Here is a 13,221-nt window from a genome sequence, read left to right as displayed (position 1 = left end):
TGGTACTAATAGGCCGAGGACTTGCCCACAAAGCTGCTACGCATCCGCTCTGCAACTCTGAAACACCACACCAGAACTGGAACACTCTGGTGTTGTTTCGGAGAGTTTCGGTGGTCATGGCGGCAGGGAAACGCCCGGTCCCATTCCGAACCCGGAAGCTAAGCCTGCCAGCGCCGATGGTACTGCACCCCCGCGGGTGTGGGAGAGTAGGACACCGCCGAACACCCTTTCCCAAGGGCCCGTTAGGATAGCCGATTGGCTCGCCTGACGGGCCCTTGGCGCGTTTACTGATCTTCACAACCTAGAAAGAGGAGGCCCAGGTGGCGGACTTCGGACGGCGCGACTTCGACGGCGCCGCGTCCGATCGCCCCCGGCGCCGCGATTCGGCTCCCGGCGCAGGACGATCGGGAGCGCAGCGAGGCACCCCGCACGGCAAGGCGGGACAGGGTGGCCGGTCGGGCGGATATGGCCGGCAGGACGACAAGCGATCCGGCGGACGCGACTACGACGACCGCCGCGGCGGAGCGGGCAACCGCTCGAGCTGGAACCGCGACGACGAGCGCCGCGGAGGCAACCGCGGCGCCGACGACCGGCGCGGCGACCGGCCGGGTGGGAACCGCGACGAGAATCGCCGCGGCAACGACCGCGGTGGCTGGAACCGAGACGACAAACGCGGCGACCGCTCGTACGACAACCGCCGCGGCGACCGCCCCTCCGAGGGGCGTGGCGGCGACCGCCAGGGCTGGAACCGGGACGACAAGCGCGGTGGCCGCTCCTTCGACAACCGCGGCGACCGCCCCACCGGGGGCGGAAGCAGCGACAGCCGGGGCTGGAACCGCAGCGACCGCCCGGCCGGCGGCGGCGATCGGCAGGGCTGGAACCGCGGCGACCGCGGTGGCCGCTCGTTCGAGAGCCGCGGTGGCGATCGCCCCTCCGGGGGGCGTGGCGGCGACCGGCAGGATTGGAACCGCGGCGACCGTGGCGGCCGCTCGTTCGAGAGCCGCGGTGGCGACCGCCCCTCCGGGGGGCGTGGCGGCGACCGGCAGGGCTGGAACCGCGACGATCGTGGGGGCCGCTCCTTCGACAACCGCGGCGGTGACCGTCGCGACAGCCGCTCGTTCGAGGGGCGCGGTGGCGACCGCCGGGAGTGGAACCGCGACGACAAGCGTGGCGGCCGCTCCTTCGAGGGCCGCCGCGAGGACAACCGCGGTGGCAGCTCCTTCGACAGCCGTGGCGACCGCGGTGGGCGCTCCTTCGAGGGGCGTGGCGACCGCTCGTTCGACAACCGTGGTGAGCGGGGCGGCCGCTCCTTCGAGGGCCGCCGTGAGGACAACCGTGGTGGGCGCTCCTACGACAACCGCGGCGGCGAGCGCCGGGACGACAAGCGCGGCGGTCGCTTCGACGACCGGCGTGGGGACCGTCCGGGCTGGAACCGCGACGACAACCGCGGCGGCCGTTCCTTCGACAACCGCGGTGGTGACGACCGGCGTGGCGGCTACGGGAAGCGGGACGACAACCGCTCCGGTGGCCCCCGTCGTGACGACACCCGGTCGGGTGGGCGCGGCTACGGCCGCGACGACCGCCCGAGCGGAAAGTTCGACCGTGGCGGCGACCGGCCGGCCCGCAAGTTCGACGACACCCGCTCCGGCGGCCGCTTCGAGCGTGGCGACCGCCCCGGCTGGAAGCGCGACGACGACCGCTCCGGCCGCGGATTCGATCGCGGTGACCGGCCCGAGCCGGTTGGTGACGAGCACTTCGAGGCCGTCGAGGAGCAGCCGCAGGCTGACGCGCCGTCGGTAGAGGTCTCCGTGGGCGACGCGCTGACGGACGAGAAGGCGCGCCCAGCTGCTTCGGAGCACGAGGAGACCGCCGGCGAGGCGGACGGCTCGGACGGCGACGAGGTCGCCGGGCAGGTTGCCGCTCCTGTGGGCCGTGAGGCGGACGGCGCCGACACCCCGGACGAAGCCGACGTCGCCGGGCGGGCGGCCGCTCCTGTGGCCCGGGAGGAGCACGACGAGCTCACCGACAACGGCGACAGCCTGGACGACGAGGTCGCCGGGCCGGCTGCTGCTCCCGTGGCCCGCGAGGAGCACGTCGAGATCGCTGACGCGGAGTTCCGCTCGGCACCACGTGCGGAGCGCCGCCGCGACGACGACCGGCGTGGGCGGCGCGGCGGCGGTGATCTGGACGACGCGGCCCTCGCGCGGGAGCTGCTCGAGGCGCCCGAGCTTCCGGAGGACATCGAGTACAGCGACCTCGACCCGGACGTCCGGCGGGAACTCCGCTCGCTGCCCAAGTCGCTCGCCGAGACCGTCGGCAAGCACCTGGTCGCCGCGGGGAACCTGATCGACACCGACCCGGAGGCCGCCCTGGCGCACGCCAAGTACGCCAAGACCCGCGCCTCCCGGATCCCGATCGTCCGCGAGGCGCTCGGCCTGGTGTCCTACCACGCCGGCCGCTGGCAGGAAGCCCTCGCCGAGCTGCGGGCCGTCCGCCGGATGACCCACACCGACCAGCACGTGGCCGTCATCGCCGACGCCGAGCGCGCCCTGGGCCGCCCCGAGCGGGCCCTCGACCTCGCCAAGGAGATGCAGGGCCACAAGCTGCCGCGGGACGTCGAGATCGAGCTGAAGATCGTCGCCGCGGGGGCGCGGCGCGACCTCGGCCAGGTGGACGCCGCCGTCGTCTCCCTGCAGGGCGACGACCTCGACCCGCGCAAGCGCGACCCGTGGAGCGCCCGGCTGTTCTACGCCTACGCCGACAACCTCGTCGCGGCCGGCCGCGACGAAGAGGCGCTGCGCTGGTTCCTGCACGCCGCCGAAGCGGATGCGGAGGACGAGACCGACGCCGCCGAACGCGCCGCGGAGCTCGCGAATGGCTGACGCCCTCCAAGCCGCCTACGACGCGTTCCTGTTCGACCTCGACGGAACCGTCTACCACGGCCCCCGGCCCATCCCGGGGGCCGCGGCGGCCATCCGGCAGCTGCGCGACGCCGGCGCCCCGGTGCGCTTCGTGACCAACAACGCGTCCAAAGCGCCCGGCGACGTCGCGGACCACCTCCGCGGCCTCGCCATCGACGCCACCCCGGACGAGGTCAGCACGAGCGCCCAGGCGGCCGCCCGGCTGCTCGGCGACCGGCTGCCCGCCGGGGCGGTCGTCCTCGTCGTCGGCACCGCCGCGCTCGCGAACGAGATCACCGCCGTGGGGCTGAAGCCCGTGCGCAAGGCCGGGGACGACGTCGCCGCCGTCGTGCAGGGCCACAACCCCGCCACCGGCTGGGCCGACCTGGCCGAGGCGTGCGTCGCCATCCGCGCGGGGGCTCTGTGGGTCGCCTGCAACGTCGACACCACCCTGCCCACCGAGCGCGGCCTGCTGCCCGGCAACGGCTCGATGGTCGCCGCCCTGCGCACCGCCACCGGCGCCACCCCGGAGGTCGCCGGCAAACCCGAGGCCCCGCTGTTCCACACCGCCGCGAAGTCGGCCGGCGCGAGCCGACCGCTCGCGATCGGGGACCGGCTGGACACCGACATCGCGGGCGCCGTCACCGCCGGCATGGACTCGCTGTGCGTGCTCACCGGCGTCGCCACCCCGGCCACCCTGGTCACCGCGGTGCCGGCCGAGCGCCCGACCTACCTGGGCGCCGACCTCGGCGCCCTCACCGAGCCGGCGGACGACCTCCGGATCGCCCCGCAGCCCGGCTGGCAGGTCCGCCCGGACGGCGACACCCTCGTGGTGACCGGCGAGGGCGACCCGCTGGCCCTGCTGCGCACCCTCTGCGCCACAGCGTGGGACACCGGCGTCACCGCCGTCCGGGCCGGGGACGACCACGCCGGAAAAACCCTCACCGAGCTGGGGCTGCCGTCCGGCGGCGAGCCGATCCGTTAGCGTGGTGACCGTGCAGCACCAACCGACTCCGCAGCCGCCGCGCCCGGTGCCCGGGCCGCCGCCGAGTGCCGCGCCGCAGGCCGACCCGCGCGCCGGCATCGAGGAAGCGATGGCCGCGCTCGACGACCTGGACCAGATCCCGCTCGCCGAGCACGTCGAGCGCTTCGACGCCGTGCACTCCGAGCTGACCTTCGCCCTGTCCAGCATCGACAAGGTGTGAGCCGATGCCCCGCAGGGCCCGCCTCGACGCCGAACTGGTGCGCCGCGGCCTCGCCCGCTCCCGCGAGCACGCCAGCACGCTGATCAGCGAGGGCAAGGTGACCGTCAACGGCATGGTCGCCAGCAAACCGGCCACGGGCGTCGACACCGGCGCACCCATCGTGGTCAAGGCCGCCGACGACCCCGGCTGGGCCTCCCGCGGCGCCCACAAGCTGCTCGGCGCGCTCGAGGCGTTCGAACCGGCCGGGCTGTCCGTCGAGGGCAAGCGCTGCCTGGACGCCGGCGCCTCCACCGGCGGGTTCACCGACGTCCTGCTGCGCCGCGGCGCCCGCCAGGTCGTGGCCGCCGACGTCGGCCGCGGCCTGCTCGACTGGCGGCTGCAGACCGACGAACGCGTCGTCGTGCTGGACAAGACCAACGTCCGCAACCTCACCCCGGAGCAGTGCGGCGGGCCGGTCGACCTGGTCGTCGGCGACCTGTCGTTCATCTCCCTGCGCCTGGTCCTGCCCGCGCTCGCCGCGTGCGCGACCGCCGAGGCCGACCTGGTGCCGATGGTCAAACCGCAGTTCGAGGTCGGAAAGGAACGCCTGGGCAGCGGCGGTGTGGTGCGGGACCCGGACCTGCGCGCCCAGGCCGTCCTGGACGTGCTGGACGCCGCCGCCGAGCTGGGCCTGCACCCGCACGGGGTGGTCGCCAGCCCGCTGCCCGGACCGTCCGGCAACGTCGAATACTTCGCCTGGCTGCGCCGTGATCCGGCGCCGGAGCAGGACGTCGAGCAACTGGTCCGCGACGCGGTCGGGAAGGGTCCCCAGTGAGCGAGAGCCGCGAGGTGCTGCTGGTCATGCACCCCGACCGGGAGACGACCAAGGACGCCGCGCGCGAGGTCGCGACCCGGTTCAGCGAGGCCGGCATCGGGCTGCGCGTCATCGACGACGAGGTCAAGGAGCTCATCGAGCACGACTCGCTCGACGAGCTGTGCACCCTGGTCGCGCCGCACGACGACCCGGCGCGGGGCGCCGAGCTGGTGCTCGTCCTCGGCGGTGACGGCACCCTGCTGCGCGCCGCCGAGCTGGCCCGCCCCGCGGGCGTGCCGGTGCTGGGCGTCAACCTCGGCCGCGTCGGGTTCCTCACCGAGGCCGACTCCGACGCGCTCACCGAGACCGTGCAGCGGGTGGTCTCCCGCGAGTACACCGTCGAGGAGCGCATGACGATCGACGTCACGGTGTCGGTCGAGGGCCGGATCGTGGCCCGCACCTGGGCGCTCAACGAGGCCAGCGTCGAGAAGAGCACACGTGAGCGGATCCTGGACGCGCTCATCGAGGTCGACGGCAGGCCGGTGTCCGCCTTCGGCTGCGACGGTGTGCTGTGCGCCACTCCGACCGGTTCGACCGCGTACGCGTTCTCCGCGGGCGGCCCGATCATCTGGCCGGACGTCGAGGCGCTGCTCGTCGTGCCCAGCAACGCGCACGCGATGTTCTCCCGCCCGCTGGTCGTCTCGCGGGACTCGGTGATCACCGTCGGCATCGACCCGTTCGGCTCGCCCGCGGTCCTGACCTGCGACGGGCTGCGGCACATCGCCCTGCCGCGCGGCGCGCGGGTCGAGGTCGTCGCGGGAGAGGTCCCGGTCCGGCTGGCCCGCCTGCACCCGGGCCCGTTCACCGACCGGCTGGTCCACAAGTTCTCGCTGCCCGTCAAGAGCTGGCGGGAACGGCACGCGCGCTGAGGCGAGTCCGGCGCGGATTGTCGGAGCGGACCGCTACGGTGGTCCCCGTGCTGGCCGAGATGCGCATCCAGGGCCTCGGAGTGATCGAGGACGCCCTGCTCGAACTGCACCCGGGATTCACCGTGGTCACCGGCGAGACCGGCGCGGGCAAGACCATGGTCGTCACCGGGTTGCACCTGCTGTCCGGGGGACGCGCCGAGGCGTCGAAGGTCCGCAACGGCTCGGGCCGGGCGAGCGTCGAGGGACGCTTCGAAGGCGTGTTCGCCGAGCACGTCGCCCGGATCGTCGCCGACGCGGGCGGCGAGACCGACGAGGACGGCAGCCTCATCGCGCTGCGCTCGGTGGGCGCCGACGGGCGCTCCCGCGCCCACCTGGGCGGCCGTTCGGTGCCGGTGAGCGTGCTGTCCGACCTGGCCGACCGGCTGCTGGCCGTGCACGGGCAGAACGACCAGCTGCGGCTGCTGCGCCCGTCCGAGCAGCGCGAGGTGCTCGACCGGTTCGCCGGGGACGACGTCGCCGAACCGCTGCGCGAGTACCGCGCGGTCCGCGACGAGTGGCTCGCCGTGGTCGCCGAGCTGGCCGAACGCACCAGCCGGTCCCGCGAGATGGCGCAGCAGGCCGACCTGCTCAAGCACGGGCTGGACGAGATCGCCGCGGTCGACCCGAAGCCGGGGGAGGACGCGGAGCTGGCCGAGCAGGTCAAGCGGCTCACCGCGACCGAGGAGCTGCGGGCCGCGGCGAGCGCCGCGCAGGCGGCGGTGTCCGGGGCCGCGGACGGCGACCCGGACCAGCCGGGCGCGCTCGGCCTGATCGGCGAGGCGCGCCGCCGGCTCTCCGGCGCGGACGACTCGGCGCTGCGGGACCTGGAGCCGCGGCTGGCCGAGGCCGAGATGCTGCTCAACGACGTGGGCGCCGAACTGGGCGGCTACCTCGACGGGCTGGACGCCGATCCGGGCCGGCTCGAGCAGATCCTGGCCCGGCAGGCCGAGCTGAAGACCCTGACCCGCAAGTACGCCGCCGACATCGACGGCGTGCTGGCCTGGGCCGAGGACGCGAACTCGCGCCTGGCCTCGATGGACACCTCCGAGGAGGCGCTCGCGGCGCTGGCCGCGCGGCGGGACGAGCTCGCCGCCCAGCTGGCCGGGCACGCCGCGGCGGTGTCGAAGGCCCGGTCGGTCGCGGCCGCCGAGCTGGCCGGCGCGGTCACCGAGGAGCTGTCCGGCCTGGCGATGGGCCAGGCCCAGATCGAGGTGACGGTCAAGCGGCGCGCCACCGACGCGTCCGACCCGCAGGCGCTGCGCGTGGACGGCGAGCTGGTGCACGCCGGCGGCTCCGGCGTCGACGACGTCGAGCTGATGCTCAAGGCACACCCCGCCGCGCCGGCGATGCCGGTGCACAAGGCCGCCTCCGGCGGTGAGCTGTCCCGCGTGATGCTCGCGATCGAGGTCGTGCTGGCCGACGCGGACACCGTGCAGACGCTGGTGTTCGACGAGGTCGACGCCGGGGTCGGCGGCCGCGCGGCGATCGAGATCGGGCGGCGGCTGGCCCGGCTGGCCCGCACCCACCAGGTGCTCGTGGTGACGCACCTGCCGCAGGTGGCCGCGTTCGCCGACCGGCACCTGGTGGTCGACAAGGGCACCGCGGCGGGCGTCACGCGCAGCGACGTGAAGACCCTGCAGAAGTCCGAGCGGGTGGTCGAGCTGGCGCGGATGCTCGCCGGGATGGAGAGCACCGAGACCGGGCGCGCGCACGCGGAGGAACTGCTCGCGGTGGCCGACAAGGACAAGGAGGCGGCCGCCAAGCCCCGCAAGAAGACCGGCAAACGCGCCAAGCGCTGACCGTCCACACGCACCGGTGCCGCCGGAGATCACGGCGAGAAACCGGGTTGTGCACGGCGTGTTGCGAGCGGACATCCGGTGTTCGTTTGTCACCATCGGACACATGAAGCTTCCCGGTCTGCTCAACCGCAACACCGAGGCCCTCCCCGGCATCGTCGGCGTCGCCCGGGTGGACCGGCGCACGCGCGACCTGCTCCGGCGCGTCGGTCCGGGCGACATCGTGGTGCTGGACCAGATCGACCTGGACCGCGCCACCGCCGACGCGCTCGTCGAGGCCGAGGTCGCCGCCGTGGTCAACGCCTCGCCGTCGATCTCCGGCCGGTTTCCCAACCTGGGCCCGGAGATCCTGGTCAACGCCGGCATCCCGCTGGTCGACAACGTCGGCGGCGAGGTGCTGCGCCGGATCAAGGACGGCAGCCGCATCCGCCTGCACGAGGGCGGCGTCTACGTCGGCGACCGGCACATCGCCGGCGGCAGCGAGCAGACGCCGGACAGCGTGGCCGACCAGATGATCGAGGCCAAGGCCGGGATGTCCACCCAGCTGGAGGCCTTCTCCGCCAACACGATCGAGTTTCTGCGCCGCGAGCGGACGCTGATCCTCGACGGTGTCGGCGTGCCCGAGGTGCGGGTGCCGCTGCGGGACCGGCACGTGCTGGTCGTCGCGCCCGGCAAGGGGCACGCCGAGGACCTCAAGGCGCTCAAGAAGTACATCGCCGAGCACCGGCCGGTGCTGATCGGTGTGGACGGCGGCGCGGACACCCTGCGCGCGCAGAAGTACCAGCCGGACATCATCGTCGGCGACCCGTTCGGCATCGACGCCGAGACGCTCAAGTGCGGCGCCGAGGTGGTCGTCCCGGCCCAGCCGGACGGGCACGCGCCGGGTGTGGCGCGCATCCAGGACCTGGGGATCGGCGCGGTCACCTTCCCCGCGTCGGGCAACCCGGAGGACCTGGCGCTGCTGCTCGCCGACGCGCACGAGGCCGGGCTCGTGGTCACCGTCGGGTTCCAGGCGACGCTGCGGGAGTTCCTCGACCACGGCCGGTCCGGGTCGAACCCGTCGACGTTCCTGACCCGGCTCAAGCTCGGCACGCGCCTGGTCGACGGCAAGGCGGTCGCCGCGCTGCACCGCAGCCGCGTGTCGCTGGGCGCGGTGGTGCTGCTCGTGGTCGCCGCGCTGGTCGCGGTCGCGGTCGCGCTGCTCATGTCCGACGTCGGCGGGGCGTACCTGGACTGGGCGCGCTCCACCTGGGATTCCTTCGCAAGCTGGGTCAAGGGGCTCTTCACGTGATTTCTCTGCGGTACCACATCGTCTCGATCGCGGCGGTGTTCCTGGCGCTGGCCGTGGGCGTCGTGCTCGGGTCGACGGCGCTGAACGGCGCGCTGCTGTCCGGGCTGTCCGACGAGAAGGGCAAGCTGGCCACGCAGGTGTCCGATCTGCAGGCCGAGCGCAACGAACTGAACGCGCGGCTGTCCGACGCGGACGCGTTCGCCGGGTCGGTGGGCCCGAAGGTTGTCGCCGGCGCGCTGGACCGGCGCTCGGTCGTGCTGATCACGACGCAGGAGGCGAACCCGGCCGACCGCGACGCGCTGCGGCAGCTGATCGAGCAATCCGGGGCGCGGGTCTCGGGGGAGCTGCAGCTGACCGACGCCTTCACCGACCCGGTGAAGGCCGACCAGCTGCGCCAGGTGGTGACGCGGCTGCAGCCGGCCGGCTCGACGTTCCCGACGGCGGGTGACCCGGGCACGCTGGCCGGGGCGCTGGTGGGTTCGGTGCTGCTGCTCAACAAGGACACCGCGCAGCCGCAGTCCACAACGGACGAACTGGCGGCGGCGATCGCGGGCCTGCAGGACGGCGGGTTCGCCAACGCCAGCCCGGGCATCGGGCCGGGCCAGCTGGCGCTGGTGCTGACCGGCGGCCAGGCGACGGGCGACGGAGCGGGCGACAAGGCGGCGACGCTGGCGCGGTTCGCGGCGCAGCTCGACCGCTCCGGCGCGGGCACGGTGCTCGCGGGCGACCCGCCCTCGGCCGAGGGCACCGGCGCGATCGGCTTCGTGCGGGCCGACACCTCGGCGACGTCCATTCTGTCTACTGTGGACAACGCGAACACGGCGGCCGGGCGGGTCAGCACCGTGCTGGCGCTGAAGGAACAGCTCGACGGCGGGACCGGGCGGTACGGCATCGCGGGCAACGCGCAGTCGCCGGCGCCCGGGGTGGCTCAGCCGGGCAGCTGACACCTGCGGGTCGAGGCGGGCCGCCTCTCCGCGGGGTGGGGCGGGCGGCTCTCCGGCGCCCTGGAGGGCGCGGGGTCCGGTAGCTGATCACCGCCGCTGCCCGCCGGGCTCGACCCCGCGGGCAGCGTATAACGACCTATACGGCGCGGCCTTGAGCGCTCAGGTCCCGGCCAGGGCCTCGATCACCGGGATGGCCGCTTCCAGGGCGTGGGCGTTGATCGTCACGTACGAGACCCCGAACTCGTCCCGACGGCGGCGCAGCGTGTCCACCACCGTGGCGGTGTCGCCGGTCAGCACGGCCGGGTTGGTGTTGTCCCGGGCCGCCGCCGGGTCGATGCCGAACTGCCGCATCCACTCCGGGAGCGGGCCGTCGCCGATGGCGAACACGTTCACGCTCAGCTCCAGCTCGTCGAAGCGGGCGCCGGCCGCCTCCCGGAGCACCGGCAGGCGCTCGCGCAGCTCCTCCTCACGGCTGGTGTGCACCGCCACGATGTCGGCCTCCTCGGCGGCCAGCCGCAGCAGGCGGGTCCCGCTGCCGGCGACCATGATCGGCGGCGCGGGCTGCTGCACCGGCGTGAACGTGCCGTCCGCGAACAGCTTCCGCACCGCCTGGATCGCCTCGCCCACCTGCCGCACCCGCTCACCGGCGCTGCCGAACGGCACCCCCAGCAGCTCCGCCGTTCCGCCCGCGTCACCCCGGCCCGCGCCCAGGCCCAGCTCGAACCGGCCCTCGGACAGCTGGTCGAGCGTCGCAGTCTCCCAGGCGATCCGGCCGGGGGAGTGCATCGGCACGGCCAGCACGAACGTGCCGATCCGCAGCCGCGAACTCGACGCCGCGACCGTCGCCAGCGCGGGCACCGACGCCTGCACCCCGGCCGCGTCGGGCACCAGCAGCGTGTCGAAACCGAGGTCCTCGGCGCGGCGGGCCAGCCCGGCCCAGTGACTGGCCGGCCCGGGCTGCCCGGTGACCAGCCCGAACCGGAAACGGCGATCGGTCATGGAAAATCCGTCCTTCCCCCACGTGATCTTCGGCTAAGATCGAAAGTACTCCACGGGGCCACGCCTGCCACAGGAATCCAGCCGCAGAGGCAGCGTCGCGAACCGGCCCGGAGCGGGCGGCACGTCCATCTGTCACGCCCTCCGGAGGGATCACATGCACTACGGTCTCGGCCTGCCCATCGGCCGCCCCGAACAGCTCACCGACTGGGCCCGCCGCGCCGACGACGGCCCGTTCCGCACCCTCGGCCTGCTCGACCGGATCGTTTACGACAACCCGGAGCCGCTGGTCACCCTCGCCGCGCTCGCCGGCGCCACCACGCGCGTCCGCCTGCAGACCGAGGTCCTGCTGGCCCCGCTGCGCGAACCCGCCCTGCTCGCCAAGCAGGCCGCCACCCTGGACCGCCTCTCCGGCGGCCGCTTCACCCTCGGCCTCGGCGTCGGGGGCCGGGAAGACGACCACCAGGCCACCGGCACGAATTCCGCCGGCCGCGGCCGCGTTCTCGACGAGCAGATGACCCGCATGCGGCGCATCTGGTCCGGCACCGAGGGGATCGGCCCCGCGCCGGTGACGCCCGGCGGCCCCGAGGTCCTCTTCGGGGCCTTCGCCGACGCCGCCCTGCGCCGGGTCGCCCGGCACGGTGACGGGTTCCTGTGCGCCGCGCCGCCGCAGTGGGCCGGGGACCAGTTCGCCAAGGTCGAGCGGTTCGGGGCCGACGAAGGCCGCGACGGCAGCCCGCGCATGGTCGCCCAGGTCAACGTCGCGCTCGGGTCCGATGTGGACGAAGCGCGCACGGCGATCCTGGGCTACTACGGGTTCGCCGGTGACTGGGCGCGGCAGACCGCCGAGCGCATGCTCACCACGCCGGAGCAGGTCCGCGAAACCGCGAAGCACTTCGCGGACCTGGGCGCCGACGAGCTGATCCTCTACTGCTGGGGCACCGACCCGGGCCAGGTGGACCGGCTGGCCGACGTGGTCAGCTGAGCATCTCCGCCCACGCGCCGGTGAAGCCGGGGAAGGTCTTGCCGACCGTCGCCGGGTCCGCCACCTCCACGCCGGGCACCCGCAGGCCCAGCACCGCGCCGGCCATCACCAGCCGGTGGTCCTCGTAGGTGCGGAAGACGCCGCCGTGCATCGGGGCCGGGGTGATCGCCAGGCCGTCCGCGGTCTCGGTCACCCCGGCGCCCAGCGCGGACAGCTCGGTCGCCAGCGCGGCCAGCCGGTCGGTCTCGTGCCCGCGCAGGTGCGCGACCCCGGAGATGACCGAGGGCCCGTCGGCGAAGCACAGCAGCGCGGCGATCACCGGGGTCAGCTCGCCCACCTCGTGCAGATCGAGCCGGGCGCCCGGGATTTCGCCCGTTCCGGTGACGGTCAGGCCCTCCGGTGTGAGCTCGACACGCTGGCCCAGCTCGGCCATCAGGCTGCGCAGCCAGTCACCCGGCTGGGTGGAGTACTCCGGCCAGCCGGGGATCCGCACCGTGCCGCCGGCAGCCGCCGCGGCCACCACGAACGGCGCCGCCGTCGACAGGTCGGGCTCGACCGTGAAGTCCGGGCAGGACAACGCCGAAGGGCCGACGTGGAACTCCTGGCCGTCCCGCTCCGGCGACGCGCCGAACCGCCGCAGCATGTCCAGCGTCATCGCGATGTGCGGCTCGCTCGGCGGGGTCCCGCCGGTCAGCCGCACCGTCACCCCGGCCTCGAACGCCGGGCCGGCCAGCAGCAGCGCCGACAGGAACTGGCTGGACGCGCTCGAGTCCAGGTCGACCTTCCCGCCGGGCAGGCCGCCGTGCCCGATCACGGTGAACGGGGGAGCGCCCCGGCCCGCGTCGTCGATGTCCGCCCCCGCCTCGCGCAGCGCGGCCAGCAGCGGCGCGATCGGGCGGCGGCGGATCGCCTCGTCCCCGTCGAACGTCACCGGCGCCGACCCCAGCCCGGCCAGCGCGGGGGTGAACCGCGCGACCGTGCCGGCGTTGCCCAGCACCACCGACGCGGGTTCGGTGGAGCCGGGCACCAGCGGGCGCACGAGTACGTCGTCGCCGCGCCGCTCCCAGCCGCCGCCGAGCGCCTCCAGCGCGCCCAGCATCAGCCGGGCGTCCCGGGAGTCCAGCGGGGCGCGGACCAGTGTCGGCTCCTCCGCCAGCGCGGCCAGCACGAACGCCCGGTTGGTGATCGACTTGGAGCCGGGGACGCGCACCGTCGCGTCGAGCGGGCCGGGCGCGACCGGAGCGGTCCAGGTGGGCTGGGAAGCGGTGGACTGGGACACGGTGCCTCTTTCACGCGCGAACGTCTGACGTGACCTATCGAACTACGTGGGCGCGGCGGGCGTA

At 74.3% G+C, this 13,221-nt stretch carries 12 protein-coding genes and 1 rRNA gene; 10 read left to right on the top strand and 3 right to left on the bottom strand.

The window, feature by feature from the left end:
• Positions 1-106: 106 nt before the first annotated feature.
• Positions 107-223 (top strand): 5S ribosomal RNA (gene rrf, locus IE290_RS08490).
• Positions 224-284: 61 nt separating this feature from the next.
• On the opposite strand, the gene IE290_RS08485 is transcribed toward rrf, so the two are convergent.
• Positions 285-1,859, bottom strand: coding sequence for a hypothetical protein (locus tag IE290_RS08485; protein WP_191243878.1), 1,575 nt, complete (start codon positions 1,857-1,859; stop codon positions 285-287).
• Here IE290_RS08485 and IE290_RS08480 point away from each other — a divergent pair.
• From IE290_RS08480 to IE290_RS08445, 8 genes are all read left to right on the top strand, one after another.
• A complete protein-coding gene (locus IE290_RS08480) occupies positions 1,809-2,882 on the top strand; it encodes a tetratricopeptide repeat protein (protein WP_229874310.1) in 1,074 nt (357 codons plus the stop codon). The genes IE290_RS08485 and IE290_RS08480 overlap by 51 nt on opposite strands.
• Positions 2,875-3,885, top strand: coding sequence for an HAD-IIA family hydrolase (locus tag IE290_RS08475; RefSeq protein WP_191243877.1), 1,011 nt, complete (start codon positions 2,875-2,877; stop codon positions 3,883-3,885). The genes IE290_RS08480 and IE290_RS08475 overlap by 8 nt, the downstream gene beginning before the upstream one ends.
• Before the next feature lie 10 nt (positions 3,886-3,895).
• Entirely contained in the window at positions 3,896-4,105 is a 210-nt protein-coding gene (locus tag IE290_RS08470; protein ID WP_191244011.1) for a hypothetical protein, read from the top strand.
• 4 nt (positions 4,106-4,109) lie between these two features.
• Positions 4,110-4,919: a TlyA family RNA methyltransferase gene (locus tag IE290_RS08465; RefSeq protein WP_191243876.1), complete on the top strand. Its 810-nt coding sequence runs from the start codon at positions 4,110-4,112 to the stop codon at positions 4,917-4,919.
• Positions 4,916-5,827, top strand: a complete 912-nt coding sequence (locus IE290_RS08460) for an NAD kinase (protein ID WP_094008699.1) — start codon at positions 4,916-4,918, stop codon at positions 5,825-5,827. Before IE290_RS08465 ends, IE290_RS08460 begins: the two co-directional genes overlap by 4 nt.
• A 47-nt stretch (positions 5,828-5,874) precedes the next feature.
• Positions 5,875-7,665, top strand: coding sequence for a DNA repair protein RecN (gene recN / locus IE290_RS08455; RefSeq protein ID WP_191243875.1), 1,791 nt, complete (start codon positions 5,875-5,877; stop codon positions 7,663-7,665).
• Between the two features lie 103 nt (positions 7,666-7,768).
• Positions 7,769-8,953: a putative cytokinetic ring protein SteA gene (steA, locus tag IE290_RS08450; protein ID WP_191243874.1), complete on the top strand. Its 1,185-nt coding sequence runs from the start codon at positions 7,769-7,771 to the stop codon at positions 8,951-8,953.
• Positions 8,950-9,897, top strand: a complete 948-nt coding sequence (locus IE290_RS08445) for a copper transporter (RefSeq protein WP_191243873.1) — start codon at positions 8,950-8,952, stop codon at positions 9,895-9,897. Before steA ends, IE290_RS08445 begins: the two co-directional genes overlap by 4 nt.
• A gap of 159 nt (positions 9,898-10,056) precedes the next feature.
• Here the strand turns inward: IE290_RS08445 and IE290_RS08440 are convergent, their stop codons facing one another.
• Positions 10,057-10,896: a TIGR03621 family F420-dependent LLM class oxidoreductase gene (locus IE290_RS08440; protein ID WP_191243872.1), complete on the bottom strand. Its 840-nt coding sequence runs from the start codon at positions 10,894-10,896 to the stop codon at positions 10,057-10,059.
• Between the two features lie 154 nt (positions 10,897-11,050).
• Here IE290_RS08440 and IE290_RS08435 point away from each other — a divergent pair, with 154 nt between their 5' ends.
• Positions 11,051-11,878 carry an LLM class flavin-dependent oxidoreductase gene (locus IE290_RS08435; protein WP_191243871.1) on the top strand — a complete coding sequence of 276 codons (828 nt, stop codon included), beginning with the start codon at positions 11,051-11,053 and terminating at the stop codon, positions 11,876-11,878.
• Here IE290_RS08435 and aroA read toward each other — a convergent pair.
• Positions 11,871-13,157 (bottom strand): 3-phosphoshikimate 1-carboxyvinyltransferase, encoded by a 1,287-nt coding sequence (gene aroA / locus IE290_RS08430; protein ID WP_191243870.1) that lies wholly within the window; start codon positions 13,155-13,157, stop codon positions 11,871-11,873. The genes IE290_RS08435 and aroA overlap by 8 nt on opposite strands.
• Positions 13,158-13,221: the final 64 nt, after the last annotated feature.

It is taken from the genome of Amycolatopsis deserti (assembly GCF_014653945.1).
Lineage (GTDB): Bacteria > Actinomycetota > Actinomycetes > Mycobacteriales > Pseudonocardiaceae > Amycolatopsis_E > Amycolatopsis_E deserti.
This window is presented reverse-complemented; position numbering and strand designations above follow the sequence as displayed.